Origin of the sequence: Pararhodobacter marinus, from assembly GCF_003122215.1 — a bacterium.
GTDB lineage: Bacteria > Pseudomonadota > Alphaproteobacteria > Rhodobacterales > Rhodobacteraceae > Pararhodobacter > Pararhodobacter marinus.
Genome location: NZ_QEYD01000008.1, coordinates 107,567 through 128,234, shown reverse-complemented (window position 1 = coordinate 128,234; position 20,668 = coordinate 107,567). Strand labels below are relative to the sequence as shown.

Annotated in this window: 17 protein-coding genes; 5 read left to right on the top strand and 12 right to left on the bottom strand. The window is 68.4% G+C overall.

Annotated features, from left to right (window positions below):
* Positions 1–24 precede the first annotated feature (24 nt).
* A complete protein-coding gene (locus C4N9_RS14070) occupies positions 25–396 on the bottom strand; it encodes a winged helix-turn-helix domain-containing protein (RefSeq protein ID WP_210404041.1) in 372 nt (123 codons plus the stop codon).
* Between the two features lie 374 nt (positions 397–770).
* Between C4N9_RS14070 and C4N9_RS14065 the strand changes: the two genes are divergently transcribed.
* The 4 genes from C4N9_RS14065 to rnd all read left to right on the top strand — a co-directional run bounded on the left by C4N9_RS14065 (position 771) and on the right by rnd (position 6,025).
* Entirely contained in the window at positions 771–2,141 is a 1,371-nt protein-coding gene (locus tag C4N9_RS14065; protein ID WP_109533973.1) for a CmpA/NrtA family ABC transporter substrate-binding protein, read from the top strand.
* A gap of 56 nt (positions 2,142–2,197) precedes the next feature.
* On the top strand, positions 2,198–4,315 hold the full coding sequence (locus tag C4N9_RS14060; protein WP_109533972.1) for an efflux RND transporter permease subunit: 2,118 nt from the start codon (positions 2,198–2,200) through the stop codon (positions 4,313–4,315).
* The gene (locus C4N9_RS14055) at positions 4,312–4,776 is read left to right on the top strand and encodes a hypothetical protein (protein ID WP_109533971.1); all 465 of its coding nucleotides are present in this window, start codon (positions 4,312–4,314) and stop codon (positions 4,774–4,776) included. The genes C4N9_RS14060 and C4N9_RS14055 overlap by 4 nt, the downstream gene beginning before the upstream one ends.
* A gap of 91 nt (positions 4,777–4,867) precedes the next feature.
* A complete protein-coding gene (gene rnd / locus C4N9_RS14050; RefSeq protein ID WP_109533970.1) occupies positions 4,868–6,025 on the top strand; it encodes a ribonuclease D in 1,158 nt (385 codons plus the stop codon).
* Between the two features lie 99 nt (positions 6,026–6,124).
* On the opposite strand, the gene C4N9_RS14045 is transcribed toward rnd, so the two are convergent.
* From C4N9_RS14045 to C4N9_RS14000, 11 genes are all read right to left on the bottom strand, one after another.
* Positions 6,125–9,712, bottom strand: coding sequence for a hypothetical protein (locus C4N9_RS14045; RefSeq protein WP_109533969.1), 3,588 nt, complete (start codon positions 9,710–9,712; stop codon positions 6,125–6,127).
* A gap of 150 nt (positions 9,713–9,862) precedes the next feature.
* Complete coding sequence (locus tag C4N9_RS14040) at positions 9,863–11,149, bottom strand: O-acetylhomoserine aminocarboxypropyltransferase/cysteine synthase family protein (protein ID WP_109533968.1); 1,287 nt, start codon at positions 11,147–11,149, stop codon at positions 9,863–9,865.
* Positions 11,150–11,944: 795 nt separating this feature from the next.
* Positions 11,945–13,207 carry a S8 family serine peptidase gene (locus C4N9_RS14035; RefSeq protein ID WP_168192238.1) on the bottom strand — a complete coding sequence of 421 codons (1,263 nt, stop codon included), beginning with the start codon at positions 13,205–13,207 and terminating at the stop codon, positions 11,945–11,947.
* Complete coding sequence (locus C4N9_RS21940) at positions 13,194–13,835, bottom strand: hypothetical protein (RefSeq protein WP_168192237.1); 642 nt, start codon at positions 13,833–13,835, stop codon at positions 13,194–13,196. Before C4N9_RS21940 ends, C4N9_RS14035 begins: the two co-directional genes overlap by 14 nt.
* Positions 13,832–14,386 (bottom strand): RNA polymerase sigma factor, encoded by a 555-nt coding sequence (locus tag C4N9_RS14030; protein WP_109533966.1) that lies wholly within the window; start codon positions 14,384–14,386, stop codon positions 13,832–13,834. The genes C4N9_RS21940 and C4N9_RS14030 overlap by 4 nt, the downstream gene beginning before the upstream one ends.
* A gap of 80 nt (positions 14,387–14,466) precedes the next feature.
* Complete coding sequence (hpaH, locus tag C4N9_RS14025; RefSeq protein ID WP_109533965.1) at positions 14,467–15,273, bottom strand: 2-oxo-hept-4-ene-1,7-dioate hydratase; 807 nt, start codon at positions 15,271–15,273, stop codon at positions 14,467–14,469.
* Entirely contained in the window at positions 15,270–16,130 is an 861-nt protein-coding gene (locus C4N9_RS14020; RefSeq protein ID WP_109533964.1) for a fumarylacetoacetate hydrolase family protein, read from the bottom strand. Before C4N9_RS14020 ends, hpaH begins: the two co-directional genes overlap by 4 nt.
* Before the next feature lie 105 nt (positions 16,131–16,235).
* A complete protein-coding gene (gene hpaD / locus C4N9_RS14015; RefSeq protein ID WP_109533963.1) occupies positions 16,236–17,216 on the bottom strand; it encodes a 3,4-dihydroxyphenylacetate 2,3-dioxygenase in 981 nt (326 codons plus the stop codon).
* Between the two features lie 10 nt (positions 17,217–17,226).
* On the bottom strand, positions 17,227–18,078 hold the full coding sequence (gene hpaD, locus C4N9_RS14010) for a 3,4-dihydroxyphenylacetate 2,3-dioxygenase (protein ID WP_109533962.1): 852 nt from the start codon (positions 18,076–18,078) through the stop codon (positions 17,227–17,229).
* Between the two features lie 16 nt (positions 18,079–18,094).
* The gene (gene hpaE / locus C4N9_RS14005; RefSeq protein ID WP_109533961.1) at positions 18,095–19,603 is read right to left on the bottom strand and encodes a 5-carboxymethyl-2-hydroxymuconate semialdehyde dehydrogenase; all 1,509 of its coding nucleotides are present in this window, start codon (positions 19,601–19,603) and stop codon (positions 18,095–18,097) included.
* The gene (locus C4N9_RS14000; protein WP_109533960.1) at positions 19,600–19,995 is read right to left on the bottom strand and encodes a 5-carboxymethyl-2-hydroxymuconate Delta-isomerase; all 396 of its coding nucleotides are present in this window, start codon (positions 19,993–19,995) and stop codon (positions 19,600–19,602) included. Before C4N9_RS14000 ends, hpaE begins: the two co-directional genes overlap by 4 nt.
* A 146-nt stretch (positions 19,996–20,141) precedes the next feature.
* Between C4N9_RS14000 and hpaR the strand changes: the two genes are divergently transcribed.
* Positions 20,142–20,585 carry a homoprotocatechuate degradation operon regulator HpaR gene (hpaR, locus tag C4N9_RS13995; RefSeq protein ID WP_109533959.1) on the top strand — a complete coding sequence of 148 codons (444 nt, stop codon included), beginning with the start codon at positions 20,142–20,144 and terminating at the stop codon, positions 20,583–20,585.
* Positions 20,586–20,668 lie beyond the last annotated feature (83 nt).

The following is a 20,668-nucleotide window of genomic DNA, read 5'->3' as shown; positions in this document are numbered from 1 at the left end:
AGCCATGCGCCGGCGAGGCAAGCGTTATTTCTCATCGGGAATATCGCTCAGGAGCGCGCGGATCGCCGCGATCTCGTCCTTGGCGGCAGAGGCGGCCAGGGCAACGACCTTGCGGTAATGCGCCAGCACCGCCTCGCCCGTGTCGCTGAGCGACGCCCCGCCCCCCGACGCGCCCCCGCGCACGCTCAGCACGAGAGGCTCGCGAAACGCGGCGTTCATCTCTTCGACAAGGCTCCAGGCGCGTTTGTAGCTCATGCCCATCGCGCGCCCCGCGCCGGAAATCGACCCGGTCTCGGCGATATGCTCCAGCAGATCGGCCTTGCCCGGCCCCAGCATGACATCGGGCGGGAACAGAAGGCGCAGGCGCAGGCGGGCGGGATCGTCAGGTTGGCTCATGCGTCACCTTGGGACCAGGAAGGCGGCGCATGCAAGCGGCTTGGCGCTGCGGCGATTCGTTCGCCGAGAGCCGGTTCTTTGACCGGGCAGCGCGCCGGGACCGGTTTTCCGATCAAATGCCGTGCAGTTTTCTGCACCGCCGCATCCCGGGCCCCGCGCCGGCGGCTTTGGCCTGTACCTTGTCCCGGATCGGCCGGATAAACGAAACCATAGGAAACAAAGACCTCTTCCCGCCATCGGGGATATCTGAGCACAGCCGCGCGACCGCCTGCCTCCTCCCGCAGGATCTGTCGGCGGCTGTTTTTCTTTTCTCAGTCTTTGGCGCGCATCCTTTCAGCCGCCCCGGCGTCGCGGGGACCGGAAAGGACGTGACCATGAACCGCTTCCTGTCATTCCTACTGGGATGGGTGCTTCTTGTGGGCGCCCCGGCGCCTGCCCTGGCAAGCCATGCCCGGGAACCGGAAATCCGCGCGCTGACCTTCGGCTTCATCAAGCTGACCGACATGGCGCCGCTCGCCATCGCGCTGGAACGCGGCTATTTCGCCGAGGAAGGGCTGAGCGTCACGCTGGAAGCGCAGGCCAACTGGCGCATCCTTCTGGACGGGGTGATCGCGGGCACCTTGCAGGGAGCGCATATGCTGGCGGGCCAGCCGTTGGCCGCGACCATCGGCTACGGTCCGCAGGCGCATATCGTCACGCCCCTGTCGATGGATCTGAACGGCAACGGCATCACCGTCTCGAACGAGGTCTGGCAGATGATGCGCCCGCATGTCCCGTCCAGGCCCGATGGCCGCCCCGCCCATCCCATCAGCGCCGCCGCGCTGGCGCCCGTCGTGCGGGCGTTCCGCGAGGAAGGCCGCCGTTTCGACATGGGAATGGTGTTCCCCGTCTCGACCCATAATTACGAGCTGCGCTACTGGCTGGCCGCGGGCGGGCTGCATCCGGGTCTCTACGCGCCGCACGATGCCTCGGGCCAGATCGGCGCCGATGTCTTCCTGTCGGTGACGCCCCCGCCGCAGATGACCGCCGCGCTCGAAGCGGGGACGATCTCTGGCTATTGCGTGGGCGAGCCCTGGAACCAGGCCGCCGTGCAACGCGGGATCGGCGTGGCGGTGATCACCGATTACCAGATCTGGGCCGACAATCCCGAAAAGGTCTTCGGCCTGCGCGCCGATTTCGCCGAGGCCTATCCCAACACCACCCGCGCGATCCTGCGTGCGCTGATCCGCGCGGCGATGTGGCTCGATGCGGATGACAACGCCAACCGGCGCGCGGCGGCCGAGATCCTGAGCCGGTCGGACTATGTGGGCGCGGAAACGGAGGTGATCGCGGCCTCGATGACCGGGACGTTCGAGTATGAGCCGGGCGACATGCGCGCCGTGCCCGATTTCAACGTCTTCTTTCGCGGCTACGCGACCTATCCGTTTTATTCGGACGCGATCTGGTACCTGACGCAGATGCGCCGCTGGGGGCAGATCCCGCAGGCCCAGACCGATCAGTGGTATGCCGACATCGCCGCGTCGGTCTATCGGCCCGACATCTACAGCGACGCCGCCCGCAGCCTGATCCGCGACGGGCTCGCCCGGCCCGAGGACTTCCCGCTCGACTCGGACGGCTTCCGCCCGCCGGTCACGCTGTTTGACGGCATCCCCTATGACGGCCGCGCGCCAAACACCTATATCGACAGCCTGCCGCTGGGCCTGACCGGCGCGCAACGCGTCAGGGACGAGGCGCAGGACGGGTGACGCGGCACGCCGGTGCCCGCCCTTGCCGGGGGTCCGCCGCGTGATACCTTGCGCGCATGGCGACGGCACGGGCAGCAGAGCATGAACAGGGCCTGACGCGCGTGTTCGCGCGGCTGCTCGCGCGCCCGCTGATCCCGGCCCTTGCGCTGGTGCTGATCACCCTTCTGGCGCTCTGGCAAACCACGCAGATCCGCGTCGCGGTGGACCTGTCCGGGCTGATCGGCAGCCAGACGCAGGGCGCGCAGGCGATGACCCGCTATTCCGAACGTTTCGCCCCGTTCCGCGCCGAAGAGGTGCTGCTCGTCCGCGCGCCGAGTTTCGCCAGCGACGCGGCGCTCACGGCGCTGGAAAACCTTGTGCTGGAGCTGCAATTCGTCGATGGCGTGGCGCAGGTGATCTCGCTGCCCGGACTGCCCGCACCGGGGCGCACCGGCGCGTGGCTGAGCGGGCCGGAACTGGCCGGACTGTCCCCCGCAGCACGGCTGCAATTGATGCGCGCGGAAAGCCCGCTTGCGGCGCAGATCCTGTCCGAAAGCCTCGACGCCACGCTGATCTCGGTCGCGGCCGAGCGGGGCGCGGCGGGCGACGGTTTTGCCGCGCGCGTCATGGCCGCCGCCGGCAGCGTGCCGGAGCTCGACGTCACGCCCGTGGGCCTGCTGGAAGTCCAGCGTGCCATCGCGGTCGAGCTGATCCACGATCTTCGCGTCCTTGTGCCTGCCGCCGTGGTGATCTGCCTGCTGGTTTCGGCGGTGCTGTTCCGGTCGGTGCGGGCGGTGGCGGTGATCTCGCTGCCGCCCATCGCGGGCCTCGTGTGGTTTCTGGGCTTTCTCGGCGCGACGGGCACCGCCATCGACCCGCTGATGGGGGCGCTGCCGGTCGTGCTGATCGTGCTGGCCTTCTCGGATTCGATCCATGTCTACCACGCGGCGATCGGGGCGCTGTCGTCGGATACGCCCCGCGCCGAAGGGCTGGCGCGGGCGCTGGCGCAGACCGCCCCGGCGGCTGCGTTCACCTCGCTGACGACGCTCATTGCCTTTGCCTCGCTGGCCTTGCCCGACTCGCCCTCGCTCAACGCGATGGCCTGGGCCGGGGCGGTGGGAATGGTGCTGTGCCTGATCGCCGTTCTGGCGATGACGCCGGTGCTGATGTGGGCGCTGGGCGTGCCGCGCGCGGGCACGCGGGCGCCGGGCCTCTTTTCGCGCATCGTGCCGCCCGCGCTGGCCCTGTCGCGGCACGGGCGTCTCGTGGCGGTGCTTGCTCTCGGGCTTCTGGGCGGGGTCTGGGCGTTGCAGAGCCGCTCGGAAGTGGGGTTCCGCTATGCCGATTACCTGCCGCAGGGCGCCCCGGTGACCGAGGCGCTGGCGATGATGGACGATAGCGGGCTGGGTTCGGACCGGATGCTGGTCGTGGTCGAGGCCGATCCCGACGCGCCGCTCGACCGGGTGCGCCGAGCGGCGAACGCGATCTACGGCCCCGACGCCGCAGCCTTTACCGAAGGCGAAGCCGGCGCGCGGATGCTGGAACGGATGTCCGCGCAGGACGGCAGCGCCCATGCCCTGCCTGTCCAGATGCCCATCGCCGCCCGCGACATCCGCGCCGACGAGGCCCTGTCGGCGCTGGAAACCCGGCTCGCCGGGGCCGGACTGGCAGCCGAGACCCACGTCGTCGGTCCCGGCTATGCGCTGCTGGTCGAAGGCCCCCGCATCGTCGAGAGCCTGCGCTTCGGGCTTTACGCAACGATCCTGTCGATCACCCTGCTGGTCGCGCTGGTCTATCGCTCGATCCGGCTGGCGCTGGCGGGGCTGGTGGCGAACCTGATCCCGATCATGGGGGTCGAGGCGTGGCTGGTCCTTCTGGGTCGCGAGGTCACGATCATGAACATGATCGCGCTGACCGTCGCGTTCGGGATCGCCATCGACGACACACTGCATTTCCTCAACCGCTTCCGGCTGGCGCGGGGCGACACCGCCGGGCGCGTGACGCAGGCCGTGCACGAAGCCGGGCCGCCGATGGCGGCGACGACGCTGATTCTGCTCGCCGGGCTGGTGGTGACGCTGGCCTCCAGCCTGCCGGGCCTGTCGATTTTCGGCGGGCTGATCGCGCTGGCCGTGGGGCTGGCGCTGCTGGCCGACCTGTTCCTTCTGCCCGGCCTGATCCGATGGAGCCTGAAATGACCCGATCCGCCGCTGCCTTTCTTGCCCTTCTCTGCCTTGCTGCGCAGGCGCAGGCGCAGGTTCTGCCCGATTTCGCGGGCAACTGGGACGGCGACGGCACGCTCACGCGCGCGGGCGAACCGGCGCAGACCTTTCGGTGCCGTCTGCGCATCGTCCCGCTGGACCCGCGCGAGGCGCAGTTCGTCGGTCGCTGCGTGACCGCGCAGGGATCGCAAAGCGTGAATTACACGCTGACGGAACGCGCGGATGGCACGCTGATCGCCACCGACCGCCGCCCCCTGCCCGACACACGCCCGACCGAGCTGACCGGAACGGCCAGCGCCGGACAGTTGCGGTTCAGCGACGAAGACGGGGCGGGCGTGACGCTGACGCGCGATGGCGAGCGGCTGCAGTTCCTGATTGCGGGCACGGACGACGCCGGGCCGGTGCGGGGCGAGGCGGTGTTGCACATGCGTGACTAGCCCCGCCCCGCCGGTGCTGAGCGCTTTCCATTCCCGCCGGTGCCCCGTAGAACCGGAAGACCAGCGGGATGACCCCGCCAGGCGAGGCGGAATGAACATAATCACCACGACCGATGCCCTGGCCGACGTTTGCGCCGAGGCCGCCAACGAGCCCTTCGTGACGCTCGACACCGAATTCCTTCGAGAACGCACCTATTACGCCAAGCTTTGTCTTGTGCAGATGGCCCTGCCCGGCAAGGGTCCCGAGCGCGCCTATCTGATCGACCCGCTGGCCGAGGGCCTGTCGCTGGACCCGCTTCTGGAGCTGATGCGCAACAAGGACGTGGTGAAGGTCTTCCACGCCGCGCGGCAGGATCTGGAAATCTTCTTCATCGATGGCGGCGTGATCCCCGAGCCCCTGTTCGACACCCAGATCGCCGCCATGGTCTGCGGTTTCGGCGAACAGGTGGGTTACGAGACGCTGGTCAAGAAGATCGCCCGCGCGCCTCTGGACAAGACTTCGCGCTTCACCGACTGGTCGCAGCGACCGCTCACCGAAGCCCAGCAGCGTTATGCGCTCGACGACGTGACGCATCTGCGCCAGATCTACGAACACCTGAAAGCCGCCATCGACAAGAACGGCCGCGCGGCCTGGGTAGCCGAGGAACTGGCGGTGCTGACCTCGCCCGAGACCTATATCTCGCGCCCCGAAGATGCGTGGAAGCGCGTGCGCACGCGGGGGCAGTCGGGCAAGTTCATGGCCATGGTGCGCGAACTGGCCCGCTTCCGCGAGGATTACGCGCAGACCCGCAATGTGCCGCGCTCGCGCGTGTTCAAGGACGACGCGCTGCTGGAACTGGCCTCGACCAAGCCCGAGACGATCGAGGCGCTGGGCCGTTCGCGGCTGTTGTTGCGCGAAGCCCGGCGCGGCGAGATCGCCGAGGGCATCCTGGAAGCCGTGCAGCAGGCGCAGCGGCTGGGGCCCAAGGACTGGCCCGCCACCGCCGATGAAGGGCCGCCCTTGCAGGTCAACCCGGCGCTGGCCGATCTGTTGCGGGTGCTGCTGAAGGCCAAGGCCGACAGCGCGGGCGTGGCGCAACGGCTGATCGCGCCGACCTCGGATCTGGACGCCATCGCGGCGGGCCGGCGCGACGTGGATTGCCTGAAGGGCTGGCGGGCCGAGCTGTTCGGCGCCGATGCGCTGCGGCTGTGCGCGGGCGACCTGGCGCTGGCGGCGAAGGGGCAGCAGGTTCAGGTGATCGAACTCTGATCGGACCCCGGGCGGCCGCGCTCCAAAGGCAAGCAAAGAAAAACCCCGGATCGCTATGGTGCGATCCGGGGTTTTCTGTGTCGCGTCACGCGGTTGCCGTCAGCCGCCGATTTCCAGCACTTCGTTGCGCCCGCTGCGGACATAGCGCAGCTCGCTCTCGCCGATGGCCGCAACCTGCCCGCCATCGAGCCGGTCGCCCACGCCGACGCGCACGACGCGGCCATTCGACATCCGCACCAGCGCGCGACGATTGTTGGGGCTGCCGAAGACGGCGATCAGGTTGATGCGGTTCAGCCGGATCGCGTCTTCCTCGGTGGCCTGCCGCGCGACCGAGGCCGCGCTGGGGATCACCGGATCGTTGCTGCCCGCCACGTTGGCAGGCGCGGCGGCGGCCGGCGCGGGGGCCGCAGCCGCGGCCGCGGCAGCGGCGGCAAGCACTTCGCGACCGCGTTCCTCGACATCGCTGGGACGCGCGCCGGGCATCGGCGATTCCGCGACAGCCTCGGGCGTGGCGCCGGACAGGTCCAGTTCCGGCACAGGCGCGGCTTCGGGCACCAGGTCGCTGGGCCGGCGCTGCGGGCGCAGGGCGTCGAGCGACAGCGCCCCCGGCCCCGGCGAGGGCGCTTCCAGCGCCGCAAGCTCGGTCGTGGCCGCGCCGTCGCTGGCCCGGGTTGCCGCGCTGTCCTCGCCTGCGACGGCGGTGGCCGCGGCGGGAACGAGCGATGCCGCGCCCGTCTGCGCCCCGTCTTCCGGGGCCAGGCTGGTCTGATCGCCGGGCGCCTCTTCCTGCGCGCGCTCGGCCTCGAGCTGTTCACCGATCAGGCGGACGGCTTCAGGGCGCGGCTGCGGGCGGGCATCGGCCAGTTCGGGATCGGCGCGAGGCGTATCGTCATAGACGACCTCGGGCTCGGCGGGCGTCTCTGCCGTCCCTTCCGGGGCGGGCACCTCTTCGCCCACCGCCTCGGCGATGGCGCTTTCGATCGCGGCGGCGACGGGTTCGTCGGTCGGCAAGGGCGCGATCTCGGCCACGGTTTCCGGCGCGGTGGTGTCGTCGGTGGCCTCGTCGGCGGGCGCTTCCGGCTGAGCGTCGGGCGCGGCTTCGGCGTCCGCCTCGGGCGCGGCGGGCAGGACGGTGCCCGCGCGCGGCGCGGGAACCACGTCGGGACGCCCGGCGAAGACCGTGACCCCCGACGGCGTCAGCGCGCCTTCGGGCGTCGCCACGACCAGACCGCGATCGTCGAAGACGAACTCGGTGCCGAAGGGCGGCGGCGGCGGCGGCGGGGTGAAGGCGACTTCCTCGACCGGCGGGACGGCCATGCCCGAGGGCAGCGACAAGCGCTGAACGGTCGCGGTTTCGCTGTCCAGCTGGGGCGAATCGCTGGCGATGGCGACCGGGGATTGCGCGCCCTCGCTCGCAGTCTCGGTCGTTGTCTCGGTCCCGGCTGCCGCCGCGGTGTCCGTATCGGGCGACGGCTGCTGCGGCTCGGACGGATCGCCCGCCTGATCGACGGGCGTGGCCTCGGCAAGCGCGGTCTCGGCGGGGCTGTCAGCCTCGGGCGCCTCGGTCAGCGCGTCGGCGACAAGCGCGTCGACCTGCTCTTCGGGCGAAAGCGCCTCGCCCTCGCCTGCATCGGCCAGCGCATCGGCCCCGGTGACCGGGTCCTCGGGCGTGTCCAACGCCTCGGGCGCGGCGACATCCGGCTCGGCGGTGGCCAGCGTTTCGGGCGCCTCGATACCCCCCGCGCCGTCGCCTTCCGCCATTGCCGTGCTCTCGGCCAGCGCCGGGGTCTCGTCGCGGCTACCGGCGATCTGCGTGCCGTCGGGGCTGTTGAAATAGATGAACCAGACCGCGACGGCGATCAGCAGAAGCAGGGCGCCGCCCGCCGCCATCAGGCCGCGTTGAGCGAAATTGCCGGCATTCTTCTGCGCCCCCCGGGCGCCGAAAATGGTCATCGCTTCGGCTTCGCGCGCCTTGTCCTGCTCGTTCACGGGCGGGCGCGAGGCCGGGACCGTGGTTTGCAAAGGGGCTTCGCGGCGTGCAGGGCGCTCGGACGAGACCGGCGCAGCGGCTATGCCGGGCGCCGGACGCGCCGCCGGTTTGGACGAAAGCGCGGCGGATGCAGGTTGCGCGGCGGGCGTCGAGGACGAGGTGGCGCCGCTCGTGGCGGCGGCGGCCGAGGCCGCGCCGGTCGCGGGCGGCGCAGCGACGGGTTTTTCGGCTGCCTTTTCGTGGCTCTGGTCCTGCTTCGGGCGGGCGGATTGCGCCGTGGTCCCCGCCCCGGCGAAGATCCCGCGCGCCCGCGCCAAGAGGCCCTGCGCCCCGGCCATTCCGGGCAGGGCAGCGGGCGCGCTTGCGTTGCGCGTCACAGCCAGCCGGCCGCCGGGGCCGGTCTTCGGATCCGGGGGCGCGGCATTGCTGGCGGCCACGACCGGCGCCGGGCGGCGGCGCGACGAGAACGCCACGGAGTCGGCGCCGGTGTCGGCAGGGGTCGACGGCGCGTCGGCAGCTTTCGGGGCGCCCTTGGCAGCACCCATCGCCGCGTTCTTGTCGGTCGCGGGGGTCCCCGCATCGGCCTTGATCTCGGACGCGGTCGGGATCTCGGGCGCCTCACCGGCCACGGCGGGGCGCACGGGCGGCACGGCGCGTTTGGTCGCAAAATCGGCGGGAAGCGCGGGCTTGGCCGGCGGGGTTGCCTCGGCCGTGCTCTGGTCGCGGCGCAGGCGGCTGCTCATGCGGCGGACAAGGCTGCCCACGCCGCGCTTGCCCCCGTCATCGGACAGCGCCGGCGAGAGCGGCGGCGTGCGGGGACGCGCCAAGCCCATGTCGTCCCCGGCATCGGCCCCCGTTGCGGCGGCAGAGGACGCGGCGCGCGGCGGGATATCGACCTTGGCGCGCGCAGGCGGTGCAGTGACAGGCTTCGGTGTCGCGGGCGCCGGGGCGGCAGGAGAAGACGGCGCCGGGCGCGGGCTGGCGATCTGCGGCGCGGCGGTGGGGACGACCGGGTCGGCCTTGGGCGCGGGGCGCGGCTGGGGCTTTTCGTCTTGCGCGGGCTTTGCCTCGGCTTTCGCAGACGCCACCGGGGCGTCCTTGGGTGCCTCGGTGCCCGCTGGTGCGGCGGGCGCTTTGGCGGGGGTTGCGCGCGCGGTGATCTCGCGGATCGGCTCGGCATCGGGCTGGACGTGATCGCCCTGCGCCATGAAGCGGGGCGCCACCATGGTTTCGCCGAAGAAGGGCTCGCCCGAAAACTCGCCCGCTCCCGGCTTGGCCACGAAGGAAACCGGGTTGAATCCGTAGCCATCGGCAAAGGATTCGGCCTCGATCAGCGTTTCGCGCGCGGCGATCACCACAAGGGCGTAATCGTCCTCGACCGACCAGTCATAGGCCAGTTCGTCGATCCGGTAGGGCGTCAGACGCTCGATCTCGGCTTCGATCTGATAGCGCCGCGCCTCGTCCGTCGGACCGGGGGCGACGACGCTGGTATAGCGGACCTCGCTGTCGGGCAGCACAAGCTTGGTGCGCAACCCGCCGGGTTCGAGCGCTTCCGCTTCCTTAACCAAACCTGCACAGGCTTCGGCGATGTTGTCGTTGTCAAAGTCGACCGATCCGACCCGCGCCCAACCGCCAGCGGTGCGGTGGAGCAGTTCGACACCTTCGTTCGACAGCTTCAGAGCAAAATTTGGTTTCATACCGCGCGTTTATCACAGCCAACCTGAAAGAGCCGAGTCACCGGCTTGTGTGTTTCAATGCGTATAGCAGGAATCCGCCGAAGGAAACAAAAAGCCCGGCAGTGATGCTGCCGGGCCACAATTCTTTGAACGCCTTCGCGAAAAACCGCCTCAGGCCGAGGCTTTCGCCAGCGCCTGGTCCAGATCCGCGATGATGTCGTCGGCATTCTCGGTGCCGATCGACAGCCGCACGAGGTTCGGCGCCGCGCCAGCCGCTTTCTGCTGCTCGGGCGTGAGCTGGCGGTGCGTGGTGCTGGCCGAGTGGATGATCAGGCTGCGGGTATCGCCCAGATTGGCCACATGGCTGAACAATTCCAGCGAATCCACCAGCTTGACGCAGGCGTCATACCCGCCTTTCAGCGTGACGGTGAACAGCGCTCCGGCGCCCTTGGGCACGATCTTGGCGGCGCGATCCTTGTAGGGCGAGCTGTCGAGACCGGCATAGGTGACGCCTTCGACCGCCGGGTGCTTTTCCAGCCACGCGGCCACTTTCGCGGCATTGGCGACGTGCTTGTCCATGCGCAGGCTGAGCGTTTCGATGCCCATCAGCGTGTAATGCGCGGCCTGGGGGTTCAGCGTCATGCCCAGATCGCGCAGACCGATGGCGATGCTGAAGAAGGTGAAAGCCAGCGCGCCGAAGGTCTCGTGGAACTTCAGGCCGTGATAGGCGGGCTCGGGCTGCGACAGCGACGGGAACTTGTCCGAGGCCGACCAGTCGAACTTGCCCGAATCGATGATCGCGCCGCCGGTCACGGTGCCGTTGCCGGTCAGGTACTTGGTCAGCGAATGCACGACCAGCGTCGCGCCCATCTCGATGGGTTTCGCCAGATATGGCGTGGCGGTGGTGTTGTCGACAATCAGCGGCAGGCCGTGCTTGTCGGCGATCTTGGCCAGCGCCGGAATGTCGCTGACATAGCCGCCCGGATTGGCGATGGTTTCGCAGAACACCGCGCGGGTGTTGTCGTCGATGGCGGCCTCGACCGCGGCCAGATCATCGGTATCGACAAAGGTGCATTCCCAGCCGAAGCGCTTGAAGACCTGCGTGAACTGGGTGATGGTGCCGCCATAGAGACGGGTCGAGGCGACGATGTTCTTGCCCGGCGCCATCAGCGGATACAGCGCCATGATCTGCGCCGCGTGGCCCGACGAGGTGCAGACCGCGCCAGCGCCCCCTTCCAGCGCCGCCAGCCGCTCGGCCAGGGCCGCGACGGTCGGGTTGGTCAGGCGCGAATAGATGTAGCCCACTTCCTGCAGGTTGAAGAGCGCCGCCGCATGATCGGCATCGCGGAAAACATAGGCGGTGGTCTGGTAGATCGGCACCTGCCGCGCGCCGGTCGCCGGATCGGGGCGCGCGCCCGCATGGATCTGCAGCGTGTCGAAACCGTAGTCTTGGGCCATCACGACCTCCCTGTCTGATGTGATCGGGTCCGGCGCGACGCTAGTGTATCGGCAGGGGCCGTACAACTGTTCACGCAAGGCGCTGCGGGGCGCCCGCCCGGAACGCTGTTCCGCAGCACATGCCCTTTGCGACACCGAAGTTCCCCGCCCCTGCCCGGCTACGGGTCTGCGGTCCGGTTTCGGGACGATTGGCGCGACGATGGTTCGCGTCGCGAAAATAGTATCGGACAGCGCGCAACCTTGCAGCGACGTAAAAAAGCGCCCCGGGAGAACCCGGGGCGCCGACTTGATCGAAAAGGGATAGAACAGGATTTGGTCATGAAAACCGGGGAACCCGGTGCAGGGAAGGGTTTGGATCTTAACAACTTTCGCGGCGAACCCGCTTCGATGCCCATAGGTCGGCCGACCCCGGCGCAGCGTTCAAAGAATTTCGCCCGAGCCGCGATTTTTTTCCGTTCCCCAGGGAACAGCCGCCGGGGGTCGCGAGGCGCTGGCGCAGAAAAAAAAGCCCCGGAGCACGCTCCGGGGCAGGTATGGGACAGAAGGCGAGGCATGATCCGGGCAGAAAGCGGAGAGGCGGGCCGACAGGGGCAGCGGTTCTGCAGCGCCGGGATCACGGCATCGCATCCATGGGTCGCTCGAGGTGAGAACCCGGTTCAAAGATAATCGCGCCGCGTGACGCTTGCGCGACAGGGATCGCAAAGCTGGGGCGGCTGGCTAACGTGGGGCAAACACGAAGCAGGCCGCCGGGGATCAATCCGGCGGCCCGTTCGGGTCTTGTGCGATGTCAGGCGCTCAGCAGCCGCCGCGGGCCAGCCCGAAGCCGAAATCCGGGTTGCGCCCGCCCGCGCCCAGCGGACGCACGTCCGAGCGCAACGCCGCGCGGATCGCCGCGACCGAGCCCCGGCCCGCCGCCATCTCGCGCGCGGCAAGCGCGGTGACGATCGGGGCTGCGAACGAGGTGCCGCTGACATAGCCGCCGCCCGTCCCGCGCGCGGCGTAGATATCGACGCCGGGCGCCGCGAATTCCAGCTCGGGGCCGGTATTGGCCATCCGGAAGCGCCGCAGCGCCGCGTCGATGGCGGTCACGGCAATGACCTCGGGCGCGGCGGCGGGCCAGGCGACGACCGGGCGACGTTCGTTCCCCGAGGCGGCGATCAGCACCGCGCCCCGGCTTGCGGCGGCCCGGATGGCCGCACCCAGCGCCTCGTTCGGGGGGCCGGCCAGCGACAGGTTGATCAGCCGCACGCCATTGCCGACCAGCCGGTCGATGGCCTGCGTGATCCGCTCGACGCTGGCCATGTCGGTTTCGTCGCGGGTGTCGAAGACAGAGATCGCGTGCAGCTGCGCTCCTTGCGCGAAGCCCGCCAGCGCCCCGGTGCTGTCCTGACCCACCAGAAGCGCGGCCACCGCCGTCCCGTGGTCCTGCGACGGCACCGCCCCGATCGGCAACAGCGACTCGTATCTCACGTCCGCTCCGCGCAGGGCCGGATGGTCGGTATTCACCGGCCCGTCGATCATGCCGATCCGCACCGAGGACGAAACCCGGCACCGGCCCGGCCCGGCATCGCCGATCAGGTCGGGCGCATAGATCCGGGGGCTGCCGGCGCTTTGGGCGAAGTAATAGGCGTGCTGCGCGGCCAGTACCGAGGACGGCGCCATGCGCAACAGCGCCTCGCCGATCTGCGCGCGGGACAATTGCGTGGGCAGGATCGCCACGGTGCTGGTCTGGCCCAGGCTGCCCAGCTGGCGCACCCGCAGCACCTCTCCGCGCACGCTTTCGATGGCCGCGCGCACGGCGTCGGCATCACCCTGCGGCCCGATGACGATCCATTCGGGTTGCCCGTTGGGAGTGGTCAGAATCCGCACCGGACGGCTGCGCCCCTCGGCGCGCGGCGGCGCGTGGCCGATCCCGTAATCGTGGTATTCATGCGGCGTCTCTTCGCCCGGCCCCTCGCCGCCCCCGGTCTGCGCAAGGGCATACGGCGCCGACAGCAGCAGAGCGGCGAGAACGACGACAAGACGGCTGACGGGGCTGATGCGATTAGTTCCGGACATTCTCCACGCTCTCGACGATTCCCTCGGCCGACCGGAGCAGTCCGGTCGCGGTTTCCACATCCGCCCCGTCGAGCACATCGAGCCGGTACAGCCCGAGCGCCGAAGGACCGGCAACGATTTCAAGTTCGGCATCCAGCAGAAGGCCGCGGATCGCGGCCTCGGTCGCGCCGGCGGCGAAACCCACCAAAAGCGCGCCCCGCTCTTCGCTGCCCGCCAGCACATACCCCGCCGGCGCCACGTTGACCTCCAGATTGGTGGCCGGGCGCAGGAAATAGCTCTGGGCGACGATGCCCAGCACCGCCACGGCGGCCACGGCCTGCCACAGCGTCGTGCGCGACCGGAATGGGGCCACGCCGCGACGCGCCCCCCCGGCATCGGCCCGGTGATCCGCCGCGCGCGCGGTTTGCCGGTCAACGTCGCGCATCAGCCGCGCCAGCCCGAATTCACCGGGCGTCTTCGTGTCCTCAGCCTGCATGCCGCTGCGGATGGCCGCCAGCGCCTCGTGCTCGGCCGCCAGGTGCGGATCCTCGGCCAGCGCGGCCTCGATCTCGGCGCGCGCTTCGGCGTCGAGCGTGCCGTTGACCAGAAACGGCAGGTCCAGTTCGATCTCGTCACGGGAGCGGGTCATGCCAGCGCCCTCCCCCGGATGCGACCCGACAGGCAATGAAGCAGCAGCTTCTTCGCGTGATGCAGGCGCGACTTGATCGTGCCCTCGGGCACTCCGGCGATCTGCGCGATCTCGGCGCAGGTCATGTCCTCGTAGAAGGCCAGCGACACCGCGCTGCGATGTTCGTCGGACAGCGTGCCCATGCAGTAGCGCAGGTGCTCGGCCTCCTGCTTCGCGGCGAAACCCGCATCGGCGGCCTCGGCCACGTCGCCGGTTTCCGGCACCTCGTCGGTCACCGTCACCCGCGCGCGCTTGCGATGCGCGTCGATCACCTTGCGATAGGCGATTCCAAAGATCCAGGTACGCACTTGGCTTCTCCCCTCGAAGCTGGCGGCCACCCGCCATATGTCCATGAAGACTTCGTGGAGTATGTCGGCCGCTTCGTGCGGATCGTTCAAACGCGAGACGATGAATCGGTAGACCGGGCGCTCATAGGCACGATAGAGCGCGGCCAGGGCCTGCTTGTCCCCCTGCCCGACCTGCTGAACCAGAAAATGATGGTTCTCGCTCATGTCCAACGCGCCTTCGATCAATGCGCCGGACGCTACACCAGGAACGGGACGCAGGGAAGCGCTCAACCGCCTGTGCGTGTTCAGGCTTTGGCAAAGCTCACGGAAACCGCCCCGAAGCCTCCGAAATCGGCATCGAAGCGGCTGCCCGGCGGCGCCTCGACCGGGCGCACGAAAGAGCCCGACAGCACCACCTCGCCCGCCGCCAGCCCCTGACCATACTGCGCCAGCCGCCGCACCAGCCAGACGATGCCGGTGACCGGATCGTCGAGCACCCCCGCGCCGAGGCCGGTTTCCTCGACCACCCCGTCGCGCTTCACGATGGCCCCCGCCCAGCGCAGGTCGACCGCACGCGGATCGTGACGCTGACGGCCCAGCACGATGCCCGCATTGGCGGCGTTGTCGCTGATCGTATCGGTGATGACGCGCGCCTTGCCGGTGGCCGGATCGGCGCGCAGGATACGGGTATCGAGGATCTCGAGCGACGGCGCGACCGCCTCGGTGGCATCCAGAACCGCCTCGCGCGTGACATCGCCGCCCGACACGGGCGCCTTCATCAGAAACGCGATCTCGGCCTCGATGCGCGGCTGGATGAACCGCCCCGCCGGGATCTCGGCGCCGTCCTCGAACAGCATGTCGTCGAACAGCACGCCCGAATCCGGCGTGTCGATCTTCAGCGCGTCCTGCATGGCCCGGCTGGTCAGGCCGATCTTCCAGCCGATCACCCGCCGCCCGGCTTCCTTCCGGTGCGCCACCAGAGCGGCCTGCACGGCATAGGCATCGTCCAGGCTCATCCCGGGATGGGCCAGCGACAGCAGCCCGATCTGGCGCCCGTCGCGCTCGGCCTCGAACAGCGCGCGCCCGGCGGCCTTGTGCTCGTCCGGCGTCATTCGTCCACCACCCCGTTCGACAACACCCCGATGCCCGCCACCTCGACCTCGACCACGTCGCCGGGCTTCAGGTATTTCGGCGGATCGAACCGCGCGCCCGCGCCGGTGGGGGTGCCGGTGACGATCATGTCGCCGGGCTCGAGCGTGGTGAAGGTCGAGATATAGGCGATCTCCTCGCGAACGGGGAACATCATCCGGCTCAGCACATCGTCCTGCCGCACCTCGCCATTCACCCGTGTGACGATCCGCGCCTCGTCCAGCTGCGCGGAATCCTCGAACGGCACCAGCCACGGGCCGATCGCGCCTGATCTGTCCCAGTTCTTGCCCTGCGTGACGTTGAACTTCGCATGCCGCACCCAGTCGCGGATCGTACCCTCGTTGCACAGCGTCAGCGCGGCGATATGGTCATAGGCATCCTCCGCCGCGATCCGCCGTCCGCCCCTCCCGATCACCACCACGACTTCGCCCTCGTAATCCAGCGTATGGTTCTCGGGCGGGCGCACCAGCGGCTGGCCGTGCCCCGTGAAGCTCGAGGCGAAGCGGGGGAACAGCGACATGTATTTCGGCTGCGCCGAGCCGTCCTTGTACTCGGCGTTGCGGTCGGGAAAATTCACCCCCACGCACAGGATCTTCCCGGGATCGGGCACCGGGATCGCATAGGTGAAATCGCCCTCTCGATGCGTCACCGCCCGTCCCGTGCCCGCCGCAACCAGCTCGCCCAGCGCGCCCGCTTCGATCACGGCCTTCAGCGTCGGCCAGTGCGGAAAATCGTCCGACAGGGCCACGAAACCGCCCTCGACCACCAAACCGTAGTGCTGGCGACCCGCGGCCTCCACTGTCGCGATCCGTGCTGTCATCTTTGTTCTCCAAATATCCGGGGGGGGATTTTCAAGGGGGGCAGACAGCCCCCCTTGAAGCGGGGGTGCGGGGGCGGCAGCCCCCGCCGCTTCGCGCGAAGGCCCTCAGGGCGCCACGATCGGCTGCGCTTTCAGCACCGAGGCCGTCAATGCCGCGCCCTCGAAAACCGATCCTTCCTCGAACCACGAGCGCGGCGCCGGCGCGCCCCAGAGCGTCTGGCGCTGCGGGTCCTTCAGATCCCACTTGATCGGCTCCAGATCCGGGTCGACCGTCATGTAATCCGAACAATAGATCTCGATCCGGTGCCCGTCGGGGTCGCGGACATAGAGGAAGAACGCGTTCGAAATCCCGTGCCGGCCCGGTCCGCGTTCGATATTGCCGACATAGCCGGTGGTCGCCATCAGATCCAGAAGGTCGATGATGTTCAGGGGCGTCGGCACCCAGAAAGCCGTGTGGTGCAGCCGGGGGCCGGTGCCGTTGGTGAAAGCCACGTCATGCACGCCGCCCTTGCGGTGCATCCAGGCGGCCCAGCACTTTCCGGTTTCCGCATCCTCGGTATATTCGGTCACCCGGAAGCCGATCGAATTGTAGAACGCGACCGAAGCGTCGACATCCGACGAGAACATGTTGAAATGGTCGATCCGGAGCGGCTTCACCCCCCGGTAGAGTTTGTATTGCTGGTGGATCGGCGGCAGGCGGTCCATGCGGCAATAGAATTCCAGCGGAATGCCGAACGGGTCGCGGGTGCGGAAGGCGCGGCCGATGAAGGGACGCTCGACCCAGTCCACGCCCAGCCCCTGCGCGTCGAACCACGCCGCCGCCTTGTCGAGTTCCTGCTCGTCGAAGACCTTGAAGCCCAGACCGCCGACATAGGCGGTGTCGGATTGCACCAGCGCGATGCAATGGTGGCCGCGTTCTTCCATCGCGCGCAGGTAGATGGTCGTGTCGTCCTCGTCCGTGACCTGCAGGCCCAGCGTGTCGACATAGAAGGCGCGGGACGCCGCAAGATCGGTCACGCCGTATTCCACATGGCTCAGGCGGACGATGTTGAAGGGCGGGTAGAGATTGGGTTCGGGGATCGGCATCGGGAACTCCTCAGACCGGGAAAATCACGTTGACCTGTCCGGTGCCGGACGAGGGGAAATAGGGCGTCACGATCTCGCACCGGCCGGTATAATCGTCCCAGCCCAGCGCGCCGTACAGCATCGCCGTGTCATGCATCGCGCCCTCGCCCGAGCAATGATGCGCGTAATCGCCCAGCATTTTCAGGAAGGTCGCATGGTCGCCGCGCTGCCACATCTCCAGCACCATCAGATCCACCTGCCGGTTGAATTCCGAGCTGATGGTGAAAGTGCCGTTATTGGGCGCGTATTCCTTGTTCGACCAGATCTTGTGGCTGAGCGAGCCCGAGGCGACCAGCATCACGCGGCTGTCGCTGTCCTCGATCGCCTTGCGGATCGCCTGCCCCAGCACCCGGCTTTCGTCATGGCCATGCACCGTGCAGAAGGCGGCGACCGAGACGACCTTCATGTCGTGTTCGCGCGCCATGAAGCTCATCGGCACCAGCGTGCCGTATTCCAGATCCAGGCTGTCGAGGTGATGGGCCAGCGTGAAGACGCCCATATCCGTCGCGGCCTTGGCGATGGCGTCGCCCAGTTCCGGATTGCCCCGGTGGGAATAGGGCATGTCGCGGATGAATTGCGGAAATTCCGACGAGGTCAGCAGCCCTTCGAAGCGGTCATTGGCGTTGACGTGGAAGCCCGCATTGACCAGCCAATGCGTGTCGCAGATCACCACCGTATCGACCTCCAGCGCCTTGGCGCGGCGGGCGATTTCCAGATGACCGTCGATGGCCGCCTGTCGCTTGCCCTTGATGGGACCCTCCTGTTCCGACATCTGCAAGGTCGGCACATGGGTCATCTTGGCGGCGAGAACCAGCTCTCCCATTCTTCCCCCTCCCCGCTCAGGCGCCCAGGCGCTGGATCTTGTGGCTTCCCAGCGCGAAGGACGTGTTCTTCGTCTCCATGTAGAAATCGAACGACCAGTCGCCCCCGTCGCGCCCCACGCCCGAGGCCTTGACGCCACCGAACGGCGTCGGCAGGTGGCGGACATTTTCGGAGTTCACCCAGATCATGCCCGCTTCCAGCTTGTCGCTGAAATTGAGCGCACGGGTCAGGTCGTTGGTCCACAGATAGCCCGACAGGCCATATGCCACGTCATTGGCGATATCGAGCGCCTCGGCCTCGTCCTTGAAGGTGATCGAGGTCAGGAAGGGGCCGAACACCTCTTCCTGCGCGATGCGCATGTTGCGGGTGGCGTCCGTGAACAGCGTGGGTTTCACGAACCACCCCTCCTCGCCCGCGCGCGCGCCGCCGGCCCGGCAGGTGGCGCCTTCGGATTTGCCGATCTCGACATAGGACATGACCTTGTCGTAATGCACCTTGTGGATGAGCGGCCCCACCTCGGTCGCAGGATCCAGCGGATGGCCGACCCGGATGTTCCGGACCCGCGCTTCCAGCTTGTCGTGGAACTCGGCGGCGATGCTTTCCTGCACCAGAAGCCGCGAGGACGAGGTGCAGCGCTCGCCGTTGAGCGAATAGATCATGAAGATCACCGCATCCAGCGCGCGCTCCAGGTCGGCATCTTCGAACACGATCACCGGGTTCTTGCCGCCCAGCTCGAAATGCACGCGTTTCAGCGTGTCGGCGCCCTGTTTCATGATCATCGAGCCGGTTTTCGACTCGCCCACGAAGGCGATGGCCTTGATGTCGGGATGCTCGGTCAGCGCGCGGCCCGCATCCTCGCCGAACCCGTTCACAAGGTTCAAGACGCCGTCGGGCAGCCCCGCCTCGCGGCAGATTTCCGACAAGAGCCGCGCCGTCAGCGGGCTGAACTCGGCCGGTTTGTGCACCACCGTGCAGCCCGCGGCCAGCGCCGGCGCGATTTTCCACGTCGACAGCATGAAGGGCGTGTTCCAAGGCGTGATGACGCCCACGGGGCCGATCGGGTGGCGCGCGGTGACGTTCATCTGACCGGGCGCGAACAGCGTCTGGCCGTCGCGCGCGGTCGGGGCCTGATCGGCGAAGAAGCGGAAATTCTCGGCCGCGCGCAAAGCCGCCTTGGACATGAAGCGCCAGGCCTGCCCGGTATCCCAGCATTCGCACAGCGCGATTTCCTCGGCGCGGTCGACGATGGCATCCGCGACGCGGTGCAGGATCTTCTTGCGCTCCTTGCCATCCATCGCGGCCCAGGCCGGAAACGCCGCCTTCGCAGCCTTCGCGGCAGCGTCCACGTCTTCGGCAGTCGAGCGCGAGACGCTGCAGATCAGGCTGTCATCCACCGGCGAGCGGGTCTCGAACGCGCCGCCCGATCCGGGGATATCCTGACCGTTGATCAGGTTGACGATGCCGCTGTCGCGGAACCGGGCGAGATGGGTGTCGAGCTGGGCGAGACGGGTGGCGAGATCACTCATGCTTGCATGTCCTTCGGCAGGAAACGGCGGATGGAGCTGGATTTGGGGCTCAGCTCGGGGTCGATGTCGCGCATTTCCAGCGAGAGCATCAGCGAGTTCCGGGCAAGATCGTCGGCGCAATAGGCTTCGAGCGCCGCGAACAGATGGTTGGTCGCCCTGAGCTTGTCCTCGGGGCTGCGGCCGCCGCGCAGGCGGACTGAGATGTCGATGAAGGCGTGTTTCGGGTCGCCGTCGGCGATCAGGACATGATCGGCGGCAAAGGCGCGCACCCGGATGCCCGCAGGCGGAAAGACCCCGGTCTCGACCGCCGCATCGCGCAGCACGACCAGAAGACCCGGCATGTCGAGCCGCTCTTCCAGATTGCGCGAATACTGGATCTGCAGATGTGGCAAGGCTCCCCCCTCTCCGATTAATTGCTTTGTTAAGGGTTTTGCGCGGGAATGTCAATTGCCGATTCACCGGGCGTCCCCGGCGCCCCTGCCGGCGTGGCCCAAGCAAAGCGCTTGCCTAGCCCGCGATGTTCGGCCACTGCTTGTCCATGAGCAAGACTTCCCTCCGCACGACCTCCCGCTCGCTGCCGATCGCCTTGCTGCGGGCGCGCGAGACCGTCATGGGCCCCGTCCGCGAAATGCTCGCCGACAGCGGGATCAACGAGCAGAAATGGCGGGTCCTGCGGGTGCTGGACGAATCCGGCCCACTGGATCAGAGCCTGCTGGCCGAGAAAAGCTGCCTGCAACTGCCCTCGCTGACCCGGATCCTGCGCGCGATGGAGGAGCAGGGCCTTGTGACCCGCGCCATGGACCCGGCCGACCGCCGCCGCTCGATCGTGAGCATCTCGGAGGCCGGGCATACCGTGATCCAGGACCGCGCCGACGCCAATCGCAGACTGTTCGACCGGCTGGAAGCGGCCTATGGCAAAGAGCGGATGGAGACGCTGCTCGACATGCTCGAAGACCTCAACAACACCGATTTCCGCGGCTGACGGACGCGATGCGCCGATTGCCCGCAGAAGATGGGTGGAACTCGGGCGCCGGGATGCCTAGTGTCTGGGCGACACCAGCCCCC